Raw genomic sequence first — 24,986 nt, 5'->3', positions numbered from 1 at the left:
TAAATATTTACAAAATCAAATAAGTACGGATTTTGTTTATCATATAATTCCAAAATCAATGCTTTATCCCTATAATGACGATAAATAAGAGTTAAGGCGATTAAATTTTCAGAAAAATTTTACCTTTAATTAAATTATCAAACCATTGTTTATCAATACAATTTGGAAATTCTATAATCATATCAAAATCAGACAATGTATTTAATTTTTGCAAAACTTCATCATTGAAATGCAATAAATAACTGATTGCCAAAAAATTAACAACATAATTATCAGAATCTATTAAGTGTAAATATATGAGATAATCATCTGTCTCTGCCAAACTATTCTCAATAAATAGTCCTAACACACCAACCAAATCAAAATTAGCACGATAACAGTTTTTGGATAATACTTTTCTAATAATAGGTTTTAATTGATTATGATTGCATAACAAATCACGAGAATGAGATTCGGAAATAATAAAAGATAAGGCACATAATACATCAAATTTATCCGAGTTTGCCATTCTTTGAATAATATCAATCGAATTATCCAAATGAACAAAAGAATAAATCCGATTAACAGCTTCACCGTATTCATCAGAATTATAAGGATATTTTCCTAAAATGATATTTTCAGCAATTTGATTAGGTGTTAATTTTTCAATTTTCATTTAAATTATCCAATTATCAGCCCCCCAGCCCCCAAATCTCCCCCTTCTCCAAAACCCCTGTTTTATTCTGTGCCACCGCCTCAATCATTGCTCTTGCCAAAACATCGGTTGGCATAGGTTTGGCGGATAACAATAAACCAAATTGATTTAAAAATAACAAGGCTTTTTCGCTGACCATTTCGCCAAAACGGTCGCTGTTTTCTCGTTGTAATAAAGGCGGTCGCAAAATGGTTAAATGGTTTAAGCCAATATTTTGCAAAGCCGTTTCCAATTCGCCTTTTAAACGATAATAAAACAATCGGCTATCTGCATTCGCTCCGTCCGATGACAATACCAAAAATCGTGCAATGCCATTTTGTTTGGCGATATTGGCAAACACAAGCGGATAATCAAAATCTATTTTGCGTTGATTTTCTTGACCGCCTGCTTGTTTTAAAGTTGTGCCAAGACAGCAAAACAGCACATCGCCTTTTACTTTATCCACCCAATCATAGGGCGTATCAAAATCAATCAAATGCACAGTTAATTTTGGGTGGTTAATTGCCACAGGCTTTCGTACAAAGACAACCACACTTTGATAATGCTCATTATTTAATAACATTTGGGTTAAGGCTTTGCCTGTTGCTCCTGTTGCTCCGATGATAATGGCTTTCATTTTGATCAAACGTTTCACTTATTTTTATAATAAACCACAATTAAACACCTATTTCATAGATGAATAAACATTCTTAATTTTCATTAAAAATGAATAATAATCAGATGAAATCATTGGCAATTGCTCATTATTTGCCAAAAACCCATAAACTACACCCAAAGCAAATGCAATAGCAACAGCAATAATACAATATCGCATTGCAGTTTTATTATCAGGTGTTAATCTATACTCTTTTGGGATTTTTTGATTAACCCAATAAGTATAAAGTCGGCTCATAGACAGTGCCAATAATCCAATCAATATCGTATAAATGCTAGAGTAAAACAATCCAGCAAACAAAGCAATGATAATTTCAATAACATTAAAAGCATTTTGAAAATAATATTCAGAAATGATAAAGGTTATAACAATAGCAGGAATAGAAAAAATTATCCAAGCAAATTTTGAATATCTTGGCGAAATTGCCCCCAAAATATGACTTAAAGCATTTCCAATATTTTTTGCCATTTCATAAGAAATAAATCCCTCACAAGCAAAAAATACCGCCATTTGTGCATTGTACTGTTTTGCAATATCTTTTAATGCCTTATCCAATGCAGGTTGCTCCATATATTTATGAAAAAATAAAGTTGCCTGAACTTTTTTGATATTTCCCTTTTCATCAAAAGAATTTTTTAAAAACCCCCATTCATCAAAGAACAAATCATCAAAAATCTTAGGGCGAATATAAGGATAAGGTGGAGCAGAAAAAGCATAACAATCATACACCTTATTTCGCAACATTAAAACCAAATGAGTTTGGGTGTCTTTACCGTCATAAATAAATTGATAATTATTGTCTTTGGTTTGATAATGCTCCATTAATTTAAAATCAATTTTTTTGGCACAAAAATCCATTCCTTTTTCATTTAAAAATTTTTGTAAATCTGTTAGATGATAACTTTCGTCAATATAAACACCATAATAAGGTTCTGCAATTGCAGATACTTTAATAATATGAGTAAAAATACCTTGGCCGCCACACTCTTGACAAGCAATATTTCCACTACCGCCACAATCACCACACTTATTCTTACCACTACCAAAACAAGCAGAGCAAGGCCTATATTGGGTTTGATAGTTGCGAATTGTTCCTTTATTGTCATAAACTGGCACTTGATAGCTTTCATTACCACTACCGCCACAGCCCCAACAAGTCTTTTTTCCCTTGCCACCACAATTAGAACAAGTTATTTTTCCAGTTGTTTGACAAGTATGACAATCACAAGTTTTTGAAAATGGTTTATAATGATAAAATGTGTGTTTTTTACAGTATTCAATTAACGAAGTTTTGCCAAGTGATATCAATTCATCAATAAAAGGCGTGCGAAGCCTAACACCGTATTTTGCTTCATTCATTAGGTTGTCAAAATGTTTATCAAATTCTTGATAATCATATCCAAAATGAATATCAGTATTATGTTTTCCACTTTTAATTTCTTTTTGATAAACACCGTCAAACTCCCACTCCACATCCAATGTTGCAGAATAATGCAAATCAGTAAAATCTATCATAAGAAGCTCTTTGCCACTTACTTGATTTTTGTCAATAATTTTTTGAATTTCTTGTGTTAAACCCTCTGGACTATCCGGATAATTTCCCGCCAAAAATCTATCAGCACACATCAGCAAATCCTCTTATCCATTATTAAATCACAAAACGACGGCTAAAATCATTTAAATACCACTTTATAAGGATAATTTTTCAAAACTGACAAACATTAGAATTTGTAGACCAATAAAAATTAGTGGAATATATTTGATTTTAATTCAAGGTTATTATAAAATAAAATTTAAAACAATTCAATGATTTAATAAATTTACTTTACAATCACGCCCCACAAAAAGGACACCTCATGCAAACCCTATATATCAGCACCACATCGCCTTATACTCGTATGCTTCTTATGATTGCATACACCAAAAACATTGAACTTGCCCTGCGGTTTGTTGTGCCGTGGGAGAATCCAAACGAGCTTGTCGCCGTCAATTCATTTAGCCAAGTCCCTGCGTTAGCGTGGCAAAATGGCGATGTCATCACCGAGACTCCGCTCATCATTCAGGCACTCGCCCCCGATGTGTACACGGACAACCCTACCTACAACTTGCCACGCATTGCCAAGGCGTTAGGCATTACCACACAAGGCGTGCGAGCCTATTCTACCGAGCGATTTGGCACAGGTACGCCCCACCCTTTTGTGGCACGCTCTACCGATATTTTGACCAGTACCTTGCCTGCCCTGCCTACGCTTTCGGCGGATAGCGATGAATGGGGCGATAAGCTTTTGTTTTGTTCGCTGATTTGGATTGGCATTCGCCTACCCCATGTTTTTGAGACGCTAAGTGATGAGAATAAAAAAGCGGTGTCGGAATTTAGCCAAACACCGCTTATGCAAAAACTTAGTACCGAAATGCTGGAAAACATGCCAAAAACAGTGCAGGATCTGTGATTTAAAGTTGTGATTTAAAAAAATGCAGGGAAAATATTCGCCCTGCATTTTATTTGAATTATCTCATCAATTCATCAATCAGCTCTTGCACACTTTTGATACGGTCAATGGCAGAAATCCCATTGCCCACCGACACATAACCGTTGTCAAAATCGCCTTCTAACATACCCAAACGCATTCCTGTGCCAGCGTTCATTACCTTGGCAATTTCAGAGCGAGTTGCCCCATTTTCACTCATTTCAAAGCATTTTTTCGCCAATTCGGTCGGCAAAGAGCGGTAATAATACGGCTCGGTGCGGAACAACAGCAAATCATTAGCGGTTGCATTTACAATCCATTCTTTAACCTTTTGATGGCTGTGACACTCGGTTGTGGCGATAAATGCCGTACCAATCCACACCCCCTCTGCCCCAAGCGTTAAGGCAGCCTGCACCGCTTTTTTGTCAGCAATACCACCAGCCAACATGATTGGCAAATCTACTTTACCCACAAATTCCGCCAGCACATTAAAACTGCCCACTTCTTTCATCGGCAAAGTACCGCCCTCATCAAAGCCCGTCAGCACCAAAATATCCGCCCCCAATTCTTGGGCTTTTAGTGCGTCCGCCAAATTGGGATTGGGCAAACGGCAGATGATTTTAATGCCCGCCTGTTTGAGTTTGGCGTAAATTTCAGGGTCAAGCCAGCCGTTATCCAGCACCACAGGCACACGCTCTTCAATGAACAAATCCACCATTAAGGGAATGAGCGAAAAATCATAAGACACCATAAACGGCACGCCAAAGGGCTTATCGGTCAATGCCTTCACCTTGCGGATTTCATTACGCATACGGTCAAGTACATCTTGATTGGAAGTTGGATTGGTGGTCTGCCCTGCGTGTGGGGCTAAAAAACCAAGCCCGCCAGCCTCGGCAACGCTTGCCACCAGATGAGCGTCCGTCAGCCAAGACATTGGGGCTTGGACGATGGGGTGCTTGATATTTAAGATTTGGGTAATGCGGTTCATTGGATTTTCCTGTTTGAATGAAAAGAATTAGACGTAGTTTAATGGTTTTGGATTTGGGAGGGAATAAATGAAAATGGGAAGGTGGTTTTCGGATCTGGAAAGTATAATAAAAATTTTATTTACCGTAGTTTTTCTACGGAAAAATGTGTTAGAATATACTTTTAAAGTTTGTCAAGACTTGACACATCAATAGTTCCTTATTTTGGTTAAGATTTTACTATGTTAAAGAAATTTACTGTCCGCAATTATCGTCAATTCAATGAGCCGTTGGAATTTGATTTAACAGCAAGTAATTACGCCTTTAATCCCGAATGTACGCATAATGGTTTGGTAAAATTGGCATTAATTTATGGAGAAAATGGGACTGGCAAATCTAATTTGGGTTGGGCAATTTTTGATTTGGTTTCGCATTTGACGGACAATAAATTTAAATCTTGGTCTTATGATTGCTTAAATGCCTATTCTGAAAGTGATTATGCAGAATTTGAGTTTCATTTTGTTTTTTTTGATATTGATAAACCGGCAAATGTCATATATAAATATCAAAAAACTCACGGTTACCCTTATGGAACATTATTATACGAACAATTAACTATAGATAATGAAATTATTATTGAATACCATATCGGAAAAGACATTATATCTTCTCTCAATGGTTTTCAAACCTTATATGATAAATCATTAAATCCAGAGCAAAATTTATCATCTATCAAATATTTATATAAAAATATAAAAATCAATGATAATGATTTTAAAGATATTATTTTTAAAAAATTTTTTGATTTCTGCAATAAAATTACCCACTTTCGTGGGTTACCAATTGAAACAAGTGGCTATTCACATATTGGCTATGATAATACCGCCAATATTGGCGACAAAATTTTAAAAGATAACAAACTTAAAGATTTAGAAAACTTTTTATTTGATAATGGGTTAAATTTTAACTTAATAGAAATTGATAATGGTGGAAAAAGAATAGGTGTTCTGATAGGTAATAAAGAATTTCCATTATTTGATATTGCATCATCTGGTACAAGAAATTTAGTTATTTTTTACTATTGGTTACAAGAAACAATCAACAATCAAATTCCATTATTATTTATTGATGAATTTGATTGTTCTTATCATTTTGCTTTATCTGAAAAAATTATAGAAAAATTAAAAGCACTACCAAATACTCAGGTTATTTTGACAACGCACAATACCAATTTATTAAGCAATGACTTCATTCGTCCTGATTGTGGATTTATTATTGATGGCAAAAAAATAAAATCTCTTAATAATTTAACTGAAAAAGAATTAAGAGAAGTCCATAATTTAGAAAAACTTTATCAAGCAGGGCATTTTAACAATGAGCAATGAAGTTGTTTTATGTATTTTAGAGGGTAAAAAACCTGACAAAGCCATTTTCAATCAATTAAAATCTATCTTTTTTAAAGATAGAAATGTTGATTTCTTTTATATTGGTATTAGTATTTATGGGCTTTATAATAAAATTTTATCCTATAAGAATGATATCGATTTTATTGATATTTTTCCAATCATCAAACAAATTATTGTTGAGCAACATAATGAAAAAGAGTTTGGAGAATTTGATGAATTTTTGAAGTTAAAACAAAATAATATAAGTGAGATATTTTTATTTTTTGATTATGATGGTCAAGATAAAAATAACTCCATCAAAAATCCAGAAACCATTGATGCAATGTTAGAGTTTTTCAATAATGAAACAGAATTTGGCAAACTTTATATCAATTATCCAATGGTTGAAAGTTATAAACACCGAATTGATAACAAAATAGAAGTTATTACTATCAATAATAATATGCATTATAAAACCTTTGTGGCATCAATTTGTGATAAAAAACTAGAACAGATTGGAAAATTAAACAGGAATGATTGGATTTCACTATTTTTACCACATTTAAAATCTACTAACCATTTATTTTTAAATGAATTTTCATTACCACAGACTTATCAAGATGCACAACAAATATCTCAATTAACCATTTATCAACAACAAAAACAAAAATATATTGAACCCAATCAACAAATAATGGTTTTAAACTCATTTGCTTGGTTTTTATTAGAATATTTGGGTGAAAAATTATTTAATGAGTTTCAAGTTATTGATAATCAAGAGAAAAGTCAATGAATCTCAACACCCTCCACCTCTTTGTTGCCGTTATCCAGCACGGCAGTTTGTCCAAAGCCTCCGAGCGAACAGGTGTGCCGATTGCGACCATTAGCCGTCAAATTGCCGATTTGGAAAAAGAGCTGAATATTCAACTCTTTGACCGCCAAAAATCAGGCGTTAAACCCACAATGGCGGGTCAACGCCTGTATGAACAGGTGTATTTGTCCATTGAACAGCTTGCCACTGCCAAAGAAGTGCTGTTTGAAGAGCAAGGCAATTTAAAGGGCAAATTACGCCTGTCGGCAAGCCCTGCCTGCGAGCCAGTTCTTTCGTGGATAGCTGATTTTCAGACTGCCTATCCACAGGTACAGGTGCATTGCACGCTGACCGACCGTCTGCTTGATTTGTCGGCAGATGGCATTGATGTGGCGTTTAGGATTGGGCAGCTACACGGCGAGCAGTTTATCGCCAAAAAAGTGGGGCAAATCGGCAGTAAATGGGTGGCACACCCTAAATTTTTGGCTCGATTTGGCACGCCGAAAACCCCCAAGGATTTGAAAAATTTCCCCATTGCCACTTGGGCAAAAAATGAAGCAAGCGTCATTATACTTGGCACTGGCAGACAAGCGGTGGAAATTCCCTATCTTTTTGCCAGCAATGACAGCTATGCCATTGAATATATGGCAAAACAGGGCAAAGCGGTGGCTCTGCTTGCCGACAGCACGGTGGATAGACTCGTGGCAGAAAATGGCTTGGTGGAGGTCTTGGGCGAGACAGAAAACCCCAAATTTGATTTGACGATGATTTATGCCGCCCATCGTTATCCGTCTAGCATTGTGCGGGCATTTGTGGAGTTTGTGCTTGATAGGGTAAATAATGAGACTTTGGACAGTTCAGCCATTTGATTGGTATGAAACCCTGATGAGCGATGGCGTGATTTGTGCCAAAGGCGAGCTGATTGATTGGTTAAATGAAGACAATTTTAAAGTTGCCTATCATTGGCTAATGGCACAAATGGAACATAAAATTGGCAAATCGCCAATGCCCAATAGCTATCCGATTTGGGCGTGGTATCAATGGCAAAACACCAAACAAAAAAAGCCTGATTTAAGGTTTAAAGGCATTGGCATAAAAGGTCAAAAAAGTGTTTTATTGGAAATTGAAAAAAGCGATGATGAAGTCTTATTAAGCGATTTTGATTTATGGCACGCTGTTTTAAACGAATATTATATTGCCGATAATATAAAAGATGATGATTGGTTTGATGATTTATTAAAACAAGCCAATATTGATTATTGCGATAAGCATTTATATCCGCCCAATATTCGCCAGATTATGCAAAACAGTTGGCAAAAAATCTTTGATATGGATTATTGTGCAGAATACAGTACTAATTTATTTTCACAAAAAAACATTCAAGCGACTTTTTGGCAATTGTCCATTGATGAGATTAAAAGCGTGCGTATTTTTATCGCCAAATAAAACACCGCTTTGATAAACGGTGCTTTTATTTTTAAGTATTAAAAAATTACAAATCAAACTCTTCCACGACTTTAATATGTAACCGCACCTCTACATTGCCACGCACCGCATTGGAATACGGGCAAACTTCGTGGGCTTTTTTAATCCATTTTTCGGCATCTTCACGGCTCACGCCTTCCACCGTAATCGTGATGTCCAAATCCAAGCCAAACGCCCCGTCCGCCTTTTGACCGATACCGACCGCCACCGAAGTTGATGATTTTTTGGCTTGAATGCCCAAACTTGGGGCGATGTGGTTCATCGCACTGTCAAAACACGCCGCATAGCCCATTGCAAAAAGCTGTTCGGGGTTGGTGCCAGTTTTACCGCTTTCGTTTTGAAAGCCGACCAAATCAAAGCCGATTGAGCCGTCATCTACTTGGGTGCGTCCGTCTCGTCCGCCTGTTGCCGTTGCCGAAGTGTGGTAAAAAATTTTCATAAAATGTTCCTTTAAAAGGTTGGTTAAGTTGATAAAACTATTATAGTCTAAAATTAAATTGTGTGCAATATATTTTTGTAAAATTTATAAGCAAATTGTCAAAATTATATCTTTTTATATAAAAATCAATGATTTAACCGACTGGCAATTTTTTGTAAGACCGCCACTTCATCAGCCGTTAAATTTAGGCAATCCGCCACTTGATTGGGAATATTGACCGCTTGGTGTTCCAACGCTCGCCCTTGATTGGTCAGTGTGATGATGACGGTGCGTTCATCTGTTTGACTTCTTGTTCGGGCAATTAAGTCTTTGCTTTGTAAGCGTTTTAAAAGTGGGGTTAAAGTACCGCTATCAAGGTGCAATTTGTCGCCAATCTCGCCCACGCTTTGCTCGCCAAACTCCCACAACACCAGCATTACCAAGTATTGCGGATAGGTCAAATCCAATTCGTCCAAAAAGGGCGAATATTTGCGGACGATTTCTTTGGCAATGGCGTAAAGCGGAAAGCAGATTTGATTGGATAGGCGTAACTGTTCGTACATTGGGCAAACTCGTTTGAAAAAAGTGCGACTATTTTAGCTTAAAATTAAATTGTTTAAAATCTATTTGTGGGGAATATTTTTTTAGGCAGCCTGAAAATTTTTAAAATAAAAAACACCGCTTGAACCCAAAATCCAAACGGTGCTTTATTTACCCATCAATCATTTTTGGGCATTGTGTTTGCGAAAATATTCCCATTCCTCCACCACCTGACCATTCGGCAACACACATACGCCATATTCCGAGCCGTCAGCATTTTTACGGTTTTCATTATTCGTCTCCCAAAGTTAAAGGTTAAATTAAGGATTACCAATCATCTTATTCATCACTTTTTCGCCTTTGATTTGGTGGATAATTGCCATTGCAATATGCCCCACAATCAAAAGCAATAAAACAATCGCCAGCTCGCCGTGCAGATTATTGCCAAGCTCAACCAGCATTTGATTGCCACTTTCACGCCCAGCATTGCGTAGCACGCCAAGCACAGGCACAATGAGCATTAGGGCGTACAGGGCAAAATGCCCCAGTTTGACTTTGATGTCGTTTTTTGGGCGTTTTTTGGCATTAACCGCCGCCCACACAATGCGAAGCACGGTCAAAACCAGCACCGCCATTCCAAGAGCCTGATGTGGCTGTAACAAAAAGCGTAAGTCCGGGTTAAATTTGGCAATGAGTGCTGTGGCAAACATACCGATGTAGCCTAAAAATATGCCCCAGTGCAACAGGCGTGAGATTGTGCCGTAGCGGTTTTGGGTGTCTGGTTTCATTGTTTTGCTCCTTATAAAAGTGAAAATTAAGCGGCGGCGGTTTTGGGTTTTCTGATTGCCAAGCCGTCTTTGACCGATAAGCCCAGCAAAGTTAAGTTGGTCGCCCCCGCCAAAAGCTCCAAGCCCTGCAAGGCATAAAACACGCTGTCAAACTCGCCTGCGTTTGCCTTGTGGCACAAATAAAAGGCACAGGGCAACAAAATCAACAGTCCGTTTGCCGCCACAATCGGCATTCGTTTTTTCTTGGCGACGATTTTGGGGTGTTTGGATTTTGCCCCCATTTTCATACCGCTCGCCCCTGTTACCGCCATTGCCAAAACCAGCAAAATCACGGCATAGGCAATGGCGTTTTTTACCCACACCACCGCCTCGATTGACAAAAACAGCTCGCTAATCACGGTACTACTCCAAAAGCTGGCAATCAGTAGCGTGGCGGTGATTGCCCCTGTCTTGTGTAGGGTGCGAAGTGTGTTGCGGTTCATTGCGGTCTCCTTCGTTAGGGTGCATAGCTTACTATGGAAAATAGTATAGCACGCTATGTATTTAAATAGCAAGCTATATTTTTATTCATTTTTGTGTTATAATAATAGTACTTTGATTTATAAGGAAAAATAAATGACGATTAACCAACAAAATTCGCTGGGCTATCTGACCAATATGATTGCCCGCCAGTTTGCCCAGCTCATCGGGCAAGAGCTTGCCCCTTTGGGCTTAAATCCTGCCTATTTGCCTGTGCTGTTTGAGCTGTGGGACGGACAAGAGCTGACCCAGCAAGAATTGACCGAAAAAAGTTCGGTTTCGCAAGCGACAATGGCAAACACGCTGGGGCGTATGGAGCGGGACGGTCTGATTGAACGCCTGCCCAACCCAAACGATGCCAGAAGTCGGCTGATACGGCTGACCTCTGCCGCCCTTGCCAAAAAAGACAATTGTGTCGCCGCCGCTCAAAAAATCAATAACGGCGTGCTAGAAGCCCTTGACGAACAAGAAATCAAGGCGTGGCTTGATATTATGAATAAAGTGGTACAAAGACAAAAACAGATGTTGGGGTAGGTTTGGGCTGTCTGAAAACCTCATTTGCCATTTTCAGCCAGCCTTTTTAGGTTGCAAAACTAACTTATTTCTTGGCAATGCCGTCAATCCATTCAAACAACTCATTTAAATCATAATCGCCTGAATGTGGCACACCCCAAGGCAAATGATAATCCACCGATTTGCCATTCATACGCAATTTGGCGGTCAAAATGGCGGAAATGGCGTGCGAAGTGTCATAATCTGCCGTGCCTGCACGGATACGCCAATGCTGTGCCGAATTGGGATTATTCACATAATTCATTGCATTCATCAGATGCACAATGTGTTTATCCGCCATTTGTCCGTTTGCATTAGAATGTTTCAAAGCAAAATTGGTAAAGTGTTTATTGTTAGTAGTTTTATCGCCAAATAAATTATTTTCGCCTGCACTCAAATCCAACGCATCAAAAGCAGGTGGGCTTTTCATTCGTTTTTTGTGGGCGACATAGCCATCAAAATCCACGCCCACCGCTTTGCCATTTTGCAAAGTCAAATAAGACACTTGTGATAAATCTTGTCCTTCTGCTATGGCTTTGTTGGCAGAAGCGATAATGCGCTCGGCAATAAAATCTTTAAATGAGCCATTGCCATTATTATCCAACGTCAAGGCTTTGCCCTGTTCATCTTTTAATTTTAAGCTGTTTAAATAACTTGGAAATGCTTGTTTTAATTGATTGGAAACCGCCACTTCTTTATCGCTGAGCGTGCCTGTAATTTTGGGCATTGGCTGGGAGCGGTCATTGTAACTTTGGGCGGTTAGGCGAGACATATCTATTCTTTCATAGTCTTTTAAATTGCCAAATTCCCATTCATACGCCATATCCGCATTTTCTAAATTAGTAATCGGACAATATGCCAACACTGCAAAAATCTTGTCGCTTGCTTGTGCTGCCCCAAGTGCTTTTAAATACGGCTCATAATCACGGCTGCCTGAACTTGCCCCCAATAGTGCCGACATCGCCCCACCTGCCGATGTGCCATTGGAGATGATTTTGTTGGCGTCCCCTGCCATTTTGCGGTCGTTGGCGTGCAGATAACGCACGGCGGCTTTCAAATCCACAATTACGGCTGGGGCTTTGCCTGTGTAATTACCGTCCGTGCCAAGCGTTCTGCCCCTTGCACCCACGCTTGCCACCACCAAGCCGTGTTTTAAGGCTTGTAAAATGGTGCTGGTTTTGCCGCCCATACCTTTGGTTTCTGCACTGCTTGCCATCGCTGGCATATAGCCCCCTACCGCATTGGGTAAGAAAATCGGTGCAGTGTCTTTGGTGTAGCCATTGATTGAACCGCCATTAAAATAGGCTTCTGGCACATAAAAGTTAATCGTCTGATACTCAGCTTCCACAGGGTTTGCCACATAGACGATTTTTTCAACGGCACGATACGCCACCGTTTGCCCGTCCACTTCGGCGGTCTTTTGGACAAATCGGCTGGGGTCAAAATTCAAATCAAAGCCATTTGCCGTTTGATTGGCAAATGGCACATCTTTTAAGGGATTGGGCTTTTGCATTGGGCTTGTTCCTGTGCTTTGGGTGGGCGTGGTTGTTTGGCTTGTTTGTTTTTGGGTGTTTGTGTCTTGAACACTTGGGCTTTGACAAGCCACCAACGCCAGCGACAAAGCAAGTGCAGTTAAGGTTTTTGGGGTTTTGGATTTCATCACATACTCCGATTAACAAAAAATTCAGACGGCATCGGCTTGCAATTTTGCAAGCAATACATCAAAAGACCAATTAAACATAAAGGCATAAACAGCAATCAGCACCGTCAGCCCCACATCGGCAAGCAGGGCTTGAATAAGCGTCCAATTCATCAGATACATCACTATGGGTGTAGCGATGATGAGCATTCCCAATTTGAACAGCAAAGTATGCACAATCCGCAAGCCGATACCACGTTCGGCACGGTTGTCCTTCATCACTTTGTCAAACAACAGGTTAAACACAAAATTCCACACCATCCCCACCGTTGCCATTGTAACGCCGACCGCAACGGCATTGGCAGTTTCGGCATTGCCGACAATAATCACCGCAAGGCTTGCCAGCGTAACGCCGCCAATTTCAAACAAAACCGAATGTATCACCCTTTCTTTAAACGACAGTTGCATTATCCGCTCCTATGTGTTTTTTAATCACTTCTTGAAATTCATTAAAGATATTTAAATAATCGTCTGTTCTTGTTTCGCCAAATTCCGCCACACACGCCTGTTCTAACGCCAACAGTGGCTCAATAATCGGCAAGGCAAATTCACGCCCCTTTGCGTTTAGGGCAAATAATTTGGTGCGTTTGTCGGCTGGATTATCAAGCACATCAATCAAGCCCAGCTCAATGTATTTTTTGCAGATGTTATGCACGGTCTGTTTAGGCAACGCCCAAGTGGTGCAAATGTGGGTTTGCGTACAGTTTTTTTCACAAAATAAGCCTTGCAACACCACCAGCTCATTGTAATTTAAGTTAAATTTTTTGGCATAATCGCTGTAACTTTGATGAATGGCGGAGGTAATTTGTGCTGCTCGTTGAAATTTTTGATTGGCAATGGACATAGAAAGTCCCAAAATTTATTAAATTAAGCGTATTTTAATAAATTTTGGGACGAAATGCAAGTTTGGATTGGGGGAAATGAAGTTTTTCAGGCTGCCTGAAAGTTATTTTGCAAAATTTGAAAAGAAAAACACCGCTTGTTTTGTTTTTAAAACAAACTCAAACGGTGTTTTGTTAAATCAGCACAATCCGCATTTTCTACAAACAACCAAAATAGAACCAGCATTGTCATTATTGGGAGTGATGAGATGAGCGAACCCAATTTATTGCTTCGTTTGGCGATTTCTGACACCATCACCACCAAAAAGGCGGTAATGGCGTATTTAAGTCAAATGTTCATCGTCCTTGCCCTTTAAGCCAATCTTCCATCAGCTTAATTTCAGGCTCTTGGGCATTGATGATTTGCTTTGCCAAATCCTGCATTGCTTTATCTTTGCCGTATTCTAATTGCACTTTTGCCATATTAACCGCTCCCTTGTGGTGGGGAATCATCGCTTTGGCAAAGGCGACATCAGGGTCGGTCTCATAAATTGCCGTCATCATCTCACTGTGTGAATTGTCAGTGGCGTAGGCTTTGGCGTGTGGGGCGTTGGCGTTTTGGGTGGTCGTGTCTTTGCCATTCAGCCAGCCATTCATCAAGTCAATTTCGGCTTGTTGTCCATCAATAATCGCTTGGGCAAGCTTTCTCATTGTTTCGTCTTTGCCAAATTCAAGCTGTACTTTTGCCATCTCAACTGCTCCGATATGGTGCGGAATCATACCTTTGGCAAAAGCGGTATCAGCATCAGCAAGATTGCCCGCTTTGCTCATCTCATCGCCCATCTTGTTCATCATTGCAAGATAGGCTTGGGTATGGGGCGGAGCATTTTGATTGTCCATTGCCATTGCCGAATGGTTCATATTGGCGTGGCTGTTTTGGTTGTTTGTGGTGTCGTGAGTGCTTTGGGTGTAATTGTTATCGCCTACATTAGAATGCGTTGGTACATCGTTTTTGGCATTACTACAAGCGGTCAAAGTCGCCACAACAAGGGCAAGGGCAGATAATTGCACGGCACGGTTTTTAAACATTTTCATTACAGTTTTCCTTATCAAAATGGGAATTGGCAAACATTGGGCAAACCTAAGCCCGCCCAATGTTTTTAGTTAATCAATTACTTGCAATCACAATCGCCACAAGTGCAGTTTTGACAAATGCACGGCTCGCCATTTTGGCAGTTGCATTTTGGATTGCAATTTTGCCCTGTGCAAGATTGGCAACCGCAGTGGGCGTTTGGGTTTTTGATGATGTCGTTCATAACAATTCTCCAAATTAAAGGTTGATTATCAAAACAAAAACCGTTTTTAAGCCACTAAAAACATTGCTTTTTTGTTTTGATGAGCGTATCATAAAGCCTAACCTTGCGTTAGGGTCAAGGATTATTTTTGCGGATTGACAATTTTTTACAAACGCCAAAACAAGGAGCAACAATGAACATCGGTCAAGCGTCCAAAGCCACAGGGCTGTCCATCAAGCAAATCCGTGATTATGAAAAAGTCGGTTTGTTATCAAACACTTCACGCAGTGCATCAGGCTATCGTATTTATGGCAATGATACGCTTGACCGCCTAAAATTCATCGCCAAAGCAAGGGGCGTGGGCTTTTCGCTTGCCCAAATTGGCGAGCTTTTGGCACTGCAAGACAATCCACACCGCAAAAGCTGTGAAGTCAAAGCATTGGCAAATACGCACATTGAATTTTTGACCCAGAAAATCGAAGAACTGACACAGATGAAAGCCACCTTGCAGGCGTGGAGCAACGCCTGCACCGGCGACAACGCCCCCGACTGCCCGATTTTAAAAGGCTTGGGCGATTTTTAACCACCATCAAAGCAGATGAATGCCATAGCTTGATAACAGCCTTTTACGATGGCACTTGTGGGCTGGTTGTTTTTTAAGGTGTTTTTTGCTGGCTGGGTAGATGAACAATTGGCAGGCGAGTACATTGCAGGTATGATTTTGCTTGGGGTGGCGCCTTGTACGGCAATGGTTTTTGTTTGGTCTCAACTGGTCAAAGGCGACCCCAATTACACGCTGGTGTAAGTGTACTTAAATGATGTGATTATGATTTTTGCCTTTAGCCCCAAAGCGTGCATTTGGATTTGCACTTCGCCCGATTTGGGGGCGGGGATTTGTACATCAACGATTTGCAGGACATCAGGCGAACCTGTTTTTGTAAATTGAATTTGTTTGGTCATTTTTTTACCTTATTTATGAAATGGAATGAGCGTATTTTAATGTATTGAAATTAGGATAAGAATAGCGAAAAATGGGAAGTGGTTTTTTGGATTTGGAAAGGTGGCTTCGGACAATTAAAAAACATTTCAATCATACTTGAAATATTGAAATTTCTTGTTATAATTACGCCTATGAATACGATACAAGCAAGCAAACTCTTTGAGAGCCTGTCTTCTCCGATAAGACTGGCGATTTTTCAACAACTTACCGCCGCAGGCAGTACTGGCATGATTGCTGGCGACTTGGCAAAACAGCTTAACCTTGCCCCGAATAATGTGTCTTTTCATCTAAAAAGCCTGTTGCATTCGGGGCTTGTGCGTGTGGTGCAGGAAGGACGGCACATGCGTTATTTTGCCGAGCTGGATTTGATGATGGCATTGACCCATTTTCTGACCCAAAACTGCTGTTCTCAAACAGGCGAATCTTGCCAGTGATTTTCAGGCAGCCTGAAAAATTATTGCCAAATATTTCTATATTTCTTGAAAGATTGAAGTAACTATGAACATTACCATTTATCACAACCCAAACTGCGGTACTTCACGCAATGTGCTGGCACTCATCCGCCACGCTGGTATTGAGCCACAAGTGATTGAATATTTGAAAAATCCGCCAAGTGAAACGATTTTGCGTAATTTAATCAAACGCATGGGCATCACGCCCCGCCAGTTACTTAGGACGAATGTAGTGCCGTATGAAACGCTTGGTTTGCAAAACGAAAAGTTAAGCGATGACGAACTCATTTCCGCCATGCTTCGTGAACCGATTTTAATCAATCGTCCGATTGTGGTGAGCGAAAAAGGCGTGAAATTATGCCGTCCGTCCGAAACAGTTTTGGCATTTTTACCGCCTTTTGCGATCCCGTTTGTCAAAGAAGACGGCGAAATTATTAATCATAAGGAGTAAATCATGGGGTTGTTTGAACGTTTTTTAAGCCTTTGGGTGGCGTTGGCGATTGTGCTGGGCGTGGTTTTGGGTGTTTGGTTGCCCAATGTATTTCAATGGGTTGCATCTTTGGAAGTGGCTCATGTGAATTTGCCTATGGCGATACTGATTTGGCTGATGATTTATCCGATGATGATTCAGATTGATTGGTCGGCAATCAAAGACGTGGGCAAAAAACCAAAGGGCTTATTTTTAACCTTATTTATCAACTGGTTGGTCAAGCCGTTTACGATGGCGGTGTTCGGCTGGTTGTTTTTTCGGGTGTTTTTTGCAGGTTGGGTGGACGCACAGTCGGCACAAGAATACATTGCCGGCATGATTTTGCTGGGTGTGGCACCGTGTACGGCAATGGTGTTTGTGTGGTCGCAACTGGTCAAAGGCGACCCCAATTACACTTTGGTGCAGGTTTCGGTCAATGATTTGATTATGATTGTGGCGTATGCTCCGATTGCAGGCGTATTGCTCGGCGTAAGCGACATAGAAATTCCGTGGAATACCTTGATTTTAAGCACGGTTTTGTATGTGCTGTTGCCCTTGCTGGCAGGCTGGCTTACCCGCTCTTATTTACAAAAATCGGGTAAATCGGTGGCACAATTTTCAGGCAGCCTAAAACCCTTTTCCGTGATGGGCTTGATTTTGACGGTGGTGTTGCTATTCGCCTTTCAAGCCCAAACCATTATTGCCAACCCTTTGATTATTCTGCTGATTGCTATTCCCCTGCTGGCACAGACTTACGGCATTTTTGCCTTGGCTCACGTTTTGGCAAAATGGCTCAAATTACCACACGAAATTTCCGCCCCTGCGTGCTTGATTGGCACGAGTAATTTTTTTGAATTGGCGGTGGCGGTGGCAATTTCTTTGTTCGGTTTGCATTCTGGGGCGGCATTGGCAACGGTGGTCGGTGTGCTGGTGGAAGTGCCTGTGATGCTCTCGCTGGTGTGGTGGATAAACCGAAAATCGCTGGGGAATAAAGGGGTGTAGGTTTTTCAGGCAGCCTGAAAGTTATTTTACAAAATTTCAAAACAAAAACACCGCTTGAACATCAATCCAAACGGTGTTTTAAATTAACTGACTTTTAATTCCGCCCAAGCCCTTTTGATGATTTCTTGACTGGCTTGTAATGCCAAAAATGCCAAAACAAACGCCACAATTAAATCAGGATATTTTGATTGAAAAAAATAAACTGCCATACCCGCCAAAATTACCGCCACATTACCAATCGCATCGTTTCGGGAACACACCCACACACTGCGGACATTGCTGTCGCCATCACGAAATTTTAATAATATCAACAATGCCGACACATTGACCAATAACGCCAAAAATCCCACAATGCTCATTTCAGAATAACTGGGCATTTCCCCATAAAACACACGATAAATGGTCGTCATTAAAATAAATAAACCAAAACCGCCCATCGTTAGCCCCTTAACCATAGATGCTTTGGCTCGGTAACTTAACGCCATTGGCAAAACAATCAAACTTATCAAATAATTGGCACTGTCGCCCAAGAAATCCAAACTGTCTGACAACAGCGAAGTTGAACCCGATTTAACCCCCATCACAATTTCCACAAAAAACATTGATAAATTTAATATCAAGACAATCCACAAGGCTTTTTTGTACTTGGGCGATTGATGAATGGGCTGATTTGAACCACAACAATTTTGGCACGCCATTTTTTGCTCCTGTTTTAAGATGAAATTTGCTATACTATAAACTCCGTAGTCATTACAGGGTCAAGCTAAAGTGTCAAAATTTTTTAAAATAAAACAAGCCAGTGAACAAACAGGCGTACATTTGGAAACCATTCGTTATTATGAAAAACAAGGCTTAATCGCCCCTACACATCAACAAAATGGCTATCGTGTGTTTGATGAAAATCAGTTAGAACAATTACGCTTTATTAAAACTTGCCGTAATATCGGTTTTTCTTTAAGTAACATCAAAACGCTGTTGCAATTACAACAAACGCCTAACAAACAATGCAATGAAATCAATGCACTTGCCGAGCAACATTTGGCATATTTAGATGAACAAATCACAGAACTACAACAAGTTAAAACTTTTTTAATGCAATTTGTGGGTTGTGAAAATAAAACGGTTGATAAGTGTCAGATTATTCAAGGTATTAAAGAAAAAGAATAGCGGAATATTTTTCAGGCAGCCTGAAAAATCATTTTCCAAAATTCCAATAAAAAACACCGCTTGAACCCAAATCCAAACGGTGTTTCCCCAAACCCTATTTCCCAACCATTCTACTGTCCAGTCCCAGTTGTTCATCTACCCCCAAATGGTCTCGCAAAGTCTCGCCAAGATAATCATCGGCTCGCAATCCCCGCTCCCTTAACATCGGAATGACCTGCTCAATCAAAATCGGCAAATCGTGCTGGTTGTCATTTAAAATCAGCGTAAAGCCCTGACAAGCCCCTTGTTCTAGCCATTCTTGCATCATATCAACCGCTTGGCTTGGACTGCCGATTAAATTTAACATCGGTTCATACAGCCCATAGGCTAAAATTTGGCGTGGCGTTTTGCCTTGTTTGGCAAGTTCAATGACTTTATGGCTTTGGGGTGTGCGTAAGCGTGGGCGTAAGGACGCAATTTGTGTTTCGGTTAATGGCGTGTCAATTTGGCTGGGGTCAAGGTTTATGCCCAACACCACCGCCAAATGCCCCATAATCCAATCCATACCCATTTGACTGTCCAATGTCATACGGTGTGCAACGGCATCTTCTTCGGTGTCGCCCAAACTCAAATTTAAAAATGCCAACAGTTTGATTTCATTGACTTCACGCCCCACTTGTTTTGCCATATCGTTCATAATGGCAATTTGCTGTTTGCCTTCTGCAATATTGGACGGCATCGCAACCATCGCATTGGCATACAAGGCAGCCGCTTCAATGCCTTTACCACTGGCAAAGGGCATAAAAATCACAGGTTGCCCCTGCTTTGACGGCGGAATTTGCAAAGGTCCATAAGACCCCACTTGCTTGCCTTGCAGGTTAATCGGCTGAATGTATCGCATATCGGCAAAACGCCCACTTGCCTTGTCAGGCTCGCCTGCTTCTTTTTGCCAACTGCCCCATAAGGCTTGGGTAATTTGCACCGATTCGTGCAGTCTTTCGTATTTTTTATCGCTACTTGGCACAGGCTTGCCATAATTGGCAAAGGCTTGTGGCTCATAACTGGGAATGGCATTCCAGCCCACTCGTCCACCACTGATGACATCAATGGCACGAAGTTGTCTTGCCAAAGTGTAGGGTTCATTAAACGATGTGGACGCTGATGTTACCAGTCCAATGCGTTTAGTGGCAGGGGCAATCGCTGATAGCAAAACCATTGGTTCAATACTGGCAAACAAGGGCGAACGCTCGTTTAAATCTTCGTGCAAAAACACTCTGTCGCCATAAAAAATATAATCCAAACCGCCTTGCTCCGCCATTTGGGCTTTTTTAATGATGACATCAATGTCGGTAAAGGCATTGTCAGGGGCAGACGGCAATCGCCACGCCGCAGGGTGAAAGCCGTAACTTTCGCTATTGGAAATGCCCAGTAGCAGTTTATGGGTTGGTTTTGAATGAGTTTTCATAAATTTTTCTCTTTTGTTAAATGGAATGAGCGTATTATAAAATTTTAAAATTGATAATTGAATGGCGATTTATGAGAATTTGATTTTCATTTTTGGAAAGATATTTTTTAGGCTGTCCAAAAATAAAATGCCGTCCAACTGATTTTCTAAAATCAAATTTAAACGGCATTATTTTAAAAAAGTCATTATTTTACTGAAAAATTGTGTCCTGCATATTGTTCCATAAATTCAAACAGCGTTATTGTTTGAACATTATGGTCATAAGCAACATTTGGAATCATAATTCGTTTTTTATTATTGATATCTCGCTTTTCTTGGGTAATAATCGCAAAATTATGTTGCATTGCGTGGGCAATAAGCCAAGAATCAGCATTATCTATTCTAGCAAATTCTTGTTTGGCAATATCTTTAACAGGTAATGTTTGTGAATATTGCATTAATTTTGCATAGCTATTCACTGATAAAAAATGGTCTTGAAAAAAGCTATCTGGCAATTTATTATTAATCCAATCTTTTAACTCATCATTGCCTTTTAAAAGCTCATCTTTAACCGCATTGATACTAAAAACAGTGTCCCTATTATGCCATTCTATCAACAAATCCCAAAAGCAACGAGCAAAGCCAAATTGATAAAATACATTCTTAGCCGTAATAAAAATATTAGAATCAATCAAATATCGCATTAATTTTCTCCCCTGCGGTTGCGGTAAAATACCATTACCTTATCGGCGTGCATATTGAGTAATTGCCCTGCAACTCGCAATGGTAAATGCTGACTAACTGCTTGATTTAATACAACTTCACTAAATTTACGACTTTGGCGAATGCTAGCGGTATTATAAAAATTTCCACCAGCAGTTTCTGTATTTTTTTCTTGGCGTTTTAAATAAGCTCGCTCATTATGAATTTCTTGGGGAGATAATAAACCCAGCGTTACTGCTTTGATAATAATCGCCAATTTACTGACTTTAAATAAAGCCATTAATTTTATGATGCTATCATTACTATTTTCTGTTTGCCAATATTGTATAAAAATATCAGTCGGCATTAAAAACTCGGCTGCTACTTTATTACAAAAAGATTCTACGGCTTGGTCTTGATTCCAAGAAGAAACACCAGATTGTCCAATCCAAATATGTGCCACTTCGTGAACAAGCGTAAAAAGCTGAGCAGACGGACTGTCTGAACCATTAATAAAAACCACAGGGGCAATTTTATCTACCAATGCAAATCCACGAAACTCAGCAACACTTAATTGGCGATTGGTTTTATTTTTAACCACGCCATTTTTAAAAATCAAAATCCCAATACGCTCAAATTCTTGACTTAAAAATTTAAAATAATTATCTTTATTTAGATTTTTAATTTCATTTTTCAAATCAATATTTAGTGTATTGATAATATCTTGAACAACAATTTTGGAGTCTAAATTTGGGGAAAATTTAAACTTTCCAACAAAATCTAATGGTTCATTGCCATTATCCAAAAGATATTCTTTAAACCAATCTTGTTTATATTCAATATCTTGTAAAATCTCAAAAAAATCTGCACTTAATGGCTCGGCTCCGATTGTTTGACGCAAATCAGGGATATTAGGCAAATTAATTTGTGGTGGCGTTTGCAAAAACAAGTAGCCAAAAGGAATATTGGCTCGTTTGGCAAGCTGAATGGCGGTTGTTTTACTCAACAAACCTTGCAAAAATTTATCAACTTTTTTTGGGGCGAGTTCGTTTGCCAGCGTTTGGGCATTTGTATGCTCCAATTCTGCTATCCAACTTATCATAGTAGGGGAAATTTGCAATTCCACGATTTTCGCCAGTTTTTAAAGTTAATTATCTGTAAAAATTATACCATTTTTATAGATGAAAATCCATTTTGTTATTTTGCTCAAAAACATTTGAAAAACAGTACGATAATCCATTAAAATAAGCAAATTGTTCCAAAAATGAAAATCTTATGAACCTAAACGCCTTATCCCTATTTGTCTCCGTGATTAAATACGGCAGTCTCTCCAAAACTTCCGAAAAACTGGGCGTACCAATCGCCACCATTAGCCGTCAAATTGCTGAACTGGAAAAATCCTTACAAATTCAGCTGTTTGACCGCCAAAAATCAGGGGTTAAACCCACGCTTGCAGGGCAAAAACTTTATGATGAAGTGCATTTGTCCATTGATAATTTGTTAAATGCCAAGCAGGTTTTGTTTGATGATGAGCAAAATTTAAAAGGTATGCTACGAATTTCCGCCCCGCCCAAATGCGAACCTGTTTTGGCGTGGATAAGTGAATTTGGGCAAAAATTCCCCAATGTGCAAATCCACGCCACAATGACCGACCGCATTTTGGATTTAAGTCTTGATAGCATTGATGTGGCGTTTCGCATTGGCAATTTGCACGGCGATGATTTTATCGCCAAAAAAGTCGCCACCCTTGGCACAAAATGGGTTGCCCACCCTGATTTATTGGCACGGTTTGGCACGCCCAAAACTTTGCAGGATTTGAAACATTTTCCGCTCGCTACTTGGGCAAAAAATGGCGAACAAGAAGTGCTTGTTCAAATGAATAAAGAGAAAATCACCTTACCGTTTTGGTTTGCCAGTAATGATGTTTATGCGGTTGAACATATGATTTTGCAGGGGCAGGCGATTGGGCAAGTAGCTGATTTTACGGCAAATGAGTGGATAAAAGACAATCGTGTGATTGAGATTTTGCCAGAGCTTAAAAAGCCTGATTATGAATTATTTATGCTTTATGCGTCCCAGCGTTATCCGTCTGCGATAGTGAGAAAGTTTGTGGAGTTTGTGATGGATAAAGCTACATGACTGTCACATGATTATCACATGATTATCTGGCGATGTCTCGCTCGCTTCTGGGCAGATAATAGATATAAAAACTTAAAAATATCGTCAGAAGCCCCACCCATAAGAGATACAAAGCAGGGGCAAGTGGTAGATGAAACGTGGCAAATGCCAACAGTGACGGCACACCACCTGCTACCAATGCATAAGTAACATTATAAGTTAAGGCAATGCTGGTTAGGCGGATTTTACTGGGGAACAGTCGCACCAAGACCGCAGGCAACGTCGCAATCATACCTCCCGAAAACCCAAGCAGAGCAAACCACAGTAGCATTAAATCACTACCAAGCCCCAACTGGACAAAAAACAGTGATGTGTTAACGATAAAGAATATACCGCCGAAAATCATCACTTTACCTGCATTCACCCTATCCATCAAATAGCCATAAAACGCACAGCCAATCATCATAAAAAAGACCGCAAGACCCGACCCGAATACCAAAATACTCTCCGACACCGCAAAGCTAATGTTAAGTAGCATCGGCATTATTATGGCAATGACAATAAAGACACTCAGCATAATCCATGATACTAGTACAGCAGGGATAAGACTGGATAGGCGATTTTTGGTGATGATTTGAACTAAAGGTGATTTTTGGATGGATTGGGGTTTGTCATCATGAAAAATATTAGCATCTGCTAAGTCTTGGATTTGGGTCTTAGTTAATCCATCAAAACTCATGGCACTGAGCGTATGCCCAGCTTCAGCATGGCGGTCTTTGGTCTGCACATCGATGGAGGTTTCTTTTAAAGTGTGTAGCGACAACAGCAATGATGCTGACAGCACACCACCAATGACAAAAGGGATCCGCCACCCATAGCTGAGCATGTCTGCATAACTTAGAATGTTTGCCAAAAAATTGGACAGCAGGCTCACCAAAAGCACCCCGATCAAAACACCCACCACAACAAAACTGCACCCAAACCCCACTCGTCTCATGGGCAACTGTTCAGTAAGTAGCACCAAGGCAGACGGAATCTGACCCCCATAAGCAAACCCCTGCCCAAAGCGAGCAACGATAAATAAAATCGGAGAAAGCACCCCCAAATGATGATAGGTTGGCAGTACTGCAATGATAAAAGTAAACACAGTCAAGCCCAGTAAGCTCAAGAATAAGACCGCTCGCCTGCCGTTGGCATCACCATATTGCCCCAATAAAAACCCACCAATAGGGTGGGCGATATATGCCCCTAAAAACAGTCCCACCACCTGCATCGAATACAACCACATCACTTCACGCCCGCCAAAGAAATTGTCAGCAATCACCTCTTTGAGATAAAACACCAAGGCATAATCAAAAAATGCCAACATGGTCACCGAAGCGACCGTGGCAATCAGGCGGATATGATGAGAGGATAAGGTAGCTTGTGGCATTGTAAATATTTGTGTATTATTTTTGTATAATGTACTAAAAACTGCTTAAAATAGCAACAATTTTTATGTATTTTGTTAAAATTAACATTCAGCCATCTAGGACGTGCGTGTTTTTGGTATTTGCAA

Annotated in this window: 32 protein-coding genes and 1 pseudogene; 13 read left to right on the top strand and 20 right to left on the bottom strand. The window is 39.8% G+C overall.

The features are described from left to right. Positions 1–100: 100 nt before the first annotated feature. The 3 genes from DX073_RS12295 to DX073_RS12285 are packed head-to-tail and all read right to left on the bottom strand — an operon-like array spanning position 101 to position 2,975. The gene (locus tag DX073_RS12295; protein ID WP_115008305.1) at positions 101–655 is read right to left on the bottom strand and encodes a hypothetical protein; all 555 of its coding nucleotides are present in this window, start codon (positions 653–655) and stop codon (positions 101–103) included. 16 nt (positions 656–671) lie between these two features. Further along, positions 672–1,310 carry an NAD(P)H-binding protein gene (locus DX073_RS12290; RefSeq protein WP_115008358.1) on the bottom strand — a complete coding sequence of 213 codons (639 nt, stop codon included), beginning with the start codon at positions 1,308–1,310 and terminating at the stop codon, positions 672–674. A gap of 48 nt (positions 1,311–1,358) precedes the next feature. Continuing rightward, the gene (locus DX073_RS12285) at positions 1,359–2,975 is read right to left on the bottom strand and encodes a DnaJ-like cysteine-rich domain-containing protein (protein ID WP_115008304.1); all 1,617 of its coding nucleotides are present in this window, start codon (positions 2,973–2,975) and stop codon (positions 1,359–1,361) included. A gap of 230 nt (positions 2,976–3,205) precedes the next feature. On the opposite strand from DX073_RS12285, the gene DX073_RS12280 reads away from it, so the two are divergent. Further along, complete coding sequence (locus DX073_RS12280; RefSeq protein ID WP_115008303.1) at positions 3,206–3,799, top strand: glutathione S-transferase N-terminal domain-containing protein; 594 nt, start codon at positions 3,206–3,208, stop codon at positions 3,797–3,799. A 58-nt stretch (positions 3,800–3,857) separates the two neighbouring features. Here DX073_RS12280 and DX073_RS12275 read toward each other — a convergent pair whose 3' ends face one another. Beyond that, on the bottom strand, positions 3,858–4,805 hold the full coding sequence (locus tag DX073_RS12275; protein WP_115008302.1) for an NAD(P)H-dependent flavin oxidoreductase: 948 nt from the start codon (positions 4,803–4,805) through the stop codon (positions 3,858–3,860). Between the two features lie 219 nt (positions 4,806–5,024). Here DX073_RS12275 and DX073_RS12270 point away from each other — a divergent pair, with 219 nt between their 5' ends. Genes DX073_RS12270 through DX073_RS12250 form a run of 4 tightly spaced genes read left to right on the top strand, consistent with a single transcriptional unit; the run spans position 5,025 to position 8,424 of the window. Beyond that, positions 5,025–6,167: an AAA family ATPase gene (locus DX073_RS12270; protein ID WP_115008301.1), complete on the top strand. Its 1,143-nt coding sequence runs from the start codon at positions 5,025–5,027 to the stop codon at positions 6,165–6,167. Further along, positions 6,157–6,960, top strand: coding sequence for a hypothetical protein (locus tag DX073_RS12265; protein ID WP_115008300.1), 804 nt, complete (start codon positions 6,157–6,159; stop codon positions 6,958–6,960). The genes DX073_RS12270 and DX073_RS12265 overlap by 11 nt, the downstream gene beginning before the upstream one ends. Beyond that, positions 6,957–7,847 (top strand): LysR family transcriptional regulator, encoded by an 891-nt coding sequence (locus tag DX073_RS12260; RefSeq protein ID WP_181814451.1) that lies wholly within the window; start codon positions 6,957–6,959, stop codon positions 7,845–7,847. The genes DX073_RS12265 and DX073_RS12260 overlap by 4 nt, the downstream gene beginning before the upstream one ends. Then, positions 7,819–8,424 (top strand): DUF3841 domain-containing protein, encoded by a 606-nt coding sequence (locus DX073_RS12250; RefSeq protein WP_115008298.1) that lies wholly within the window; start codon positions 7,819–7,821, stop codon positions 8,422–8,424. Before DX073_RS12260 ends, DX073_RS12250 begins: the two co-directional genes overlap by 29 nt. 46 nt (positions 8,425–8,470) lie before the next feature. Here DX073_RS12250 and DX073_RS12245 read toward each other — a convergent pair whose 3' ends face one another. From DX073_RS12245 to DX073_RS12225, 5 genes and pseudogenes are all read right to left on the bottom strand, one after another. Beyond that, positions 8,471–8,902: an organic hydroperoxide resistance protein gene (locus DX073_RS12245; protein ID WP_115008297.1), complete on the bottom strand. Its 432-nt coding sequence runs from the start codon at positions 8,900–8,902 to the stop codon at positions 8,471–8,473. Positions 8,903–9,027: 125 nt separating this feature from the next. Next, positions 9,028–9,444, bottom strand: a complete 417-nt coding sequence (locus DX073_RS12240; protein WP_115008296.1) for a MarR family winged helix-turn-helix transcriptional regulator — start codon at positions 9,442–9,444, stop codon at positions 9,028–9,030. Positions 9,445–9,603: 159 nt separating this feature from the next. Continuing rightward, a pseudogene (locus DX073_RS12235) lies at positions 9,604–9,702 on the bottom strand (DUF333 domain-containing protein); the annotation flags it as partial. A 39-nt stretch (positions 9,703–9,741) separates the two neighbouring features. Further along, on the bottom strand, positions 9,742–10,209 hold the full coding sequence (locus DX073_RS12230; protein ID WP_115008295.1) for a cytochrome b: 468 nt from the start codon (positions 10,207–10,209) through the stop codon (positions 9,742–9,744). 26 nt (positions 10,210–10,235) lie between these two features. After that, positions 10,236–10,691 carry a hypothetical protein gene (locus DX073_RS12225; protein ID WP_115008294.1) on the bottom strand — a complete coding sequence of 152 codons (456 nt, stop codon included), beginning with the start codon at positions 10,689–10,691 and terminating at the stop codon, positions 10,236–10,238. 133 nt (positions 10,692–10,824) lie between these two features. Between DX073_RS12225 and DX073_RS12220 the strand changes: the two genes are divergently transcribed. Then, the gene (locus DX073_RS12220) at positions 10,825–11,262 is read left to right on the top strand and encodes a MarR family winged helix-turn-helix transcriptional regulator (protein WP_115008293.1); all 438 of its coding nucleotides are present in this window, start codon (positions 10,825–10,827) and stop codon (positions 11,260–11,262) included. A 64-nt stretch (positions 11,263–11,326) separates the two neighbouring features. Here DX073_RS12220 and DX073_RS12215 read toward each other — a convergent pair whose 3' ends face one another. The 5 genes from DX073_RS12215 to DX073_RS14400 all read right to left on the bottom strand — a co-directional run bounded on the left by DX073_RS12215 (position 11,327) and on the right by DX073_RS14400 (position 15,116). After that, positions 11,327–12,940 (bottom strand): subtype B tannase, encoded by a 1,614-nt coding sequence (locus tag DX073_RS12215; protein WP_220186753.1) that lies wholly within the window; start codon positions 12,938–12,940, stop codon positions 11,327–11,329. Between the two features lie 24 nt (positions 12,941–12,964). After that, complete coding sequence (locus DX073_RS12210) at positions 12,965–13,387, bottom strand: PACE efflux transporter (protein WP_115008292.1); 423 nt, start codon at positions 13,385–13,387, stop codon at positions 12,965–12,967. After that, positions 13,371–13,823: a MarR family winged helix-turn-helix transcriptional regulator gene (locus DX073_RS12205; protein WP_115008291.1), complete on the bottom strand. Its 453-nt coding sequence runs from the start codon at positions 13,821–13,823 to the stop codon at positions 13,371–13,373. Before DX073_RS12205 ends, DX073_RS12210 begins: the two co-directional genes overlap by 17 nt. Before the next feature lie 334 nt (positions 13,824–14,157). After that, positions 14,158–14,895 carry a CopM family metallochaperone gene (copM, locus tag DX073_RS12200; RefSeq protein WP_115008290.1) on the bottom strand — a complete coding sequence of 246 codons (738 nt, stop codon included), beginning with the start codon at positions 14,893–14,895 and terminating at the stop codon, positions 14,158–14,160. A gap of 77 nt (positions 14,896–14,972) precedes the next feature. After that, positions 14,973–15,116 (bottom strand): hypothetical protein, encoded by a 144-nt coding sequence (locus tag DX073_RS14400; protein WP_174521842.1) that lies wholly within the window; start codon positions 15,114–15,116, stop codon positions 14,973–14,975. Positions 15,117–15,288: 172 nt separating this feature from the next. Here DX073_RS14400 and cueR point away from each other — a divergent pair, with 172 nt between their 5' ends. Continuing rightward, a complete protein-coding gene (gene cueR, locus DX073_RS12190) occupies positions 15,289–15,678 on the top strand; it encodes a Cu(I)-responsive transcriptional regulator (protein WP_115008288.1) in 390 nt (129 codons plus the stop codon). A 48-nt stretch (positions 15,679–15,726) separates the two neighbouring features. After that, a complete protein-coding gene (locus DX073_RS12185; protein WP_220186752.1) occupies positions 15,727–15,900 on the top strand; it encodes a hypothetical protein in 174 nt (57 codons plus the stop codon). Here DX073_RS12185 and DX073_RS12180 read toward each other — a convergent pair. Beyond that, on the bottom strand, positions 15,885–16,055 hold the full coding sequence (locus DX073_RS12180) for a hypothetical protein (protein ID WP_220186751.1): 171 nt from the start codon (positions 16,053–16,055) through the stop codon (positions 15,885–15,887). The two genes, DX073_RS12185 and DX073_RS12180, sit on opposite strands and share 16 nt — an antisense overlap. Before the next feature lie 171 nt (positions 16,056–16,226). On the opposite strand from DX073_RS12180, the gene DX073_RS12175 reads away from it, so the two are divergent. The 3 genes from DX073_RS12175 to arsB all read left to right on the top strand — a co-directional run bounded on the left by DX073_RS12175 (position 16,227) and on the right by arsB (position 18,018). Further along, a complete protein-coding gene (locus DX073_RS12175; RefSeq protein WP_014550505.1) occupies positions 16,227–16,529 on the top strand; it encodes an ArsR/SmtB family transcription factor in 303 nt (100 codons plus the stop codon). 64 nt (positions 16,530–16,593) lie between these two features. After that, on the top strand, positions 16,594–16,998 hold the full coding sequence (gene arsC / locus DX073_RS12170; protein WP_115008287.1) for an arsenate reductase (glutaredoxin): 405 nt from the start codon (positions 16,594–16,596) through the stop codon (positions 16,996–16,998). A 3-nt stretch (positions 16,999–17,001) separates the two neighbouring features. Beyond that, complete coding sequence (gene arsB / locus DX073_RS12165) at positions 17,002–18,018, top strand: ACR3 family arsenite efflux transporter (protein ID WP_115008286.1); 1,017 nt, start codon at positions 17,002–17,004, stop codon at positions 18,016–18,018. A gap of 83 nt (positions 18,019–18,101) precedes the next feature. Here the strand turns inward: arsB and DX073_RS12160 are convergent, their stop codons facing one another. After that, complete coding sequence (locus DX073_RS12160; RefSeq protein ID WP_039195096.1) at positions 18,102–18,716, bottom strand: cation diffusion facilitator family transporter; 615 nt, start codon at positions 18,714–18,716, stop codon at positions 18,102–18,104. Positions 18,717–18,786: 70 nt separating this feature from the next. Here DX073_RS12160 and DX073_RS12155 point away from each other — a divergent pair, with 70 nt between their 5' ends. After that, on the top strand, positions 18,787–19,185 hold the full coding sequence (locus DX073_RS12155) for a Cd(II)/Pb(II)-responsive transcriptional regulator (RefSeq protein ID WP_012340851.1): 399 nt from the start codon (positions 18,787–18,789) through the stop codon (positions 19,183–19,185). Positions 19,186–19,279: 94 nt separating this feature from the next. Here the strand turns inward: DX073_RS12155 and DX073_RS12150 are convergent, their stop codons facing one another. The 3 genes from DX073_RS12150 to DX073_RS12140 form a co-directional block, all read right to left on the bottom strand. Continuing rightward, entirely contained in the window at positions 19,280–20,629 is a 1,350-nt protein-coding gene (locus tag DX073_RS12150; RefSeq protein ID WP_115008285.1) for an NtaA/DmoA family FMN-dependent monooxygenase, read from the bottom strand. A 185-nt stretch (positions 20,630–20,814) separates the two neighbouring features. Next, positions 20,815–21,312, bottom strand: coding sequence for a DUF4411 family protein (locus DX073_RS12145; RefSeq protein WP_115008284.1), 498 nt, complete (start codon positions 21,310–21,312; stop codon positions 20,815–20,817). Continuing rightward, a complete protein-coding gene (locus DX073_RS12140) occupies positions 21,312–22,436 on the bottom strand; it encodes an ImmA/IrrE family metallo-endopeptidase (protein WP_115008283.1) in 1,125 nt (374 codons plus the stop codon). Before DX073_RS12140 ends, DX073_RS12145 begins: the two co-directional genes overlap by 1 nt. 149 nt (positions 22,437–22,585) lie before the next feature. Between DX073_RS12140 and DX073_RS12135 the strand changes: the two genes are divergently transcribed. Beyond that, positions 22,586–23,449, top strand: coding sequence for a LysR family transcriptional regulator (locus DX073_RS12135; protein ID WP_115008282.1), 864 nt, complete (start codon positions 22,586–22,588; stop codon positions 23,447–23,449). 22 nt (positions 23,450–23,471) lie between these two features. On the opposite strand, the gene DX073_RS12130 is transcribed toward DX073_RS12135, so the two are convergent. Next, positions 23,472–24,860: an MFS transporter gene (locus DX073_RS12130; RefSeq protein ID WP_115008281.1), complete on the bottom strand. Its 1,389-nt coding sequence runs from the start codon at positions 24,858–24,860 to the stop codon at positions 23,472–23,474. Between the last annotated feature and the right edge of the window lie 126 nt (positions 24,861–24,986).

The sequence above is a fragment of the Moraxella lacunata genome, assembly GCF_900453205.1.
GTDB lineage: Bacteria > Pseudomonadota > Gammaproteobacteria > Pseudomonadales > Moraxellaceae > Moraxella > Moraxella lacunata_B.
The sequence above is the reverse complement of the archived record's forward strand: the minus strand, read 5'-3'. Positions and strand labels throughout refer to the sequence as shown.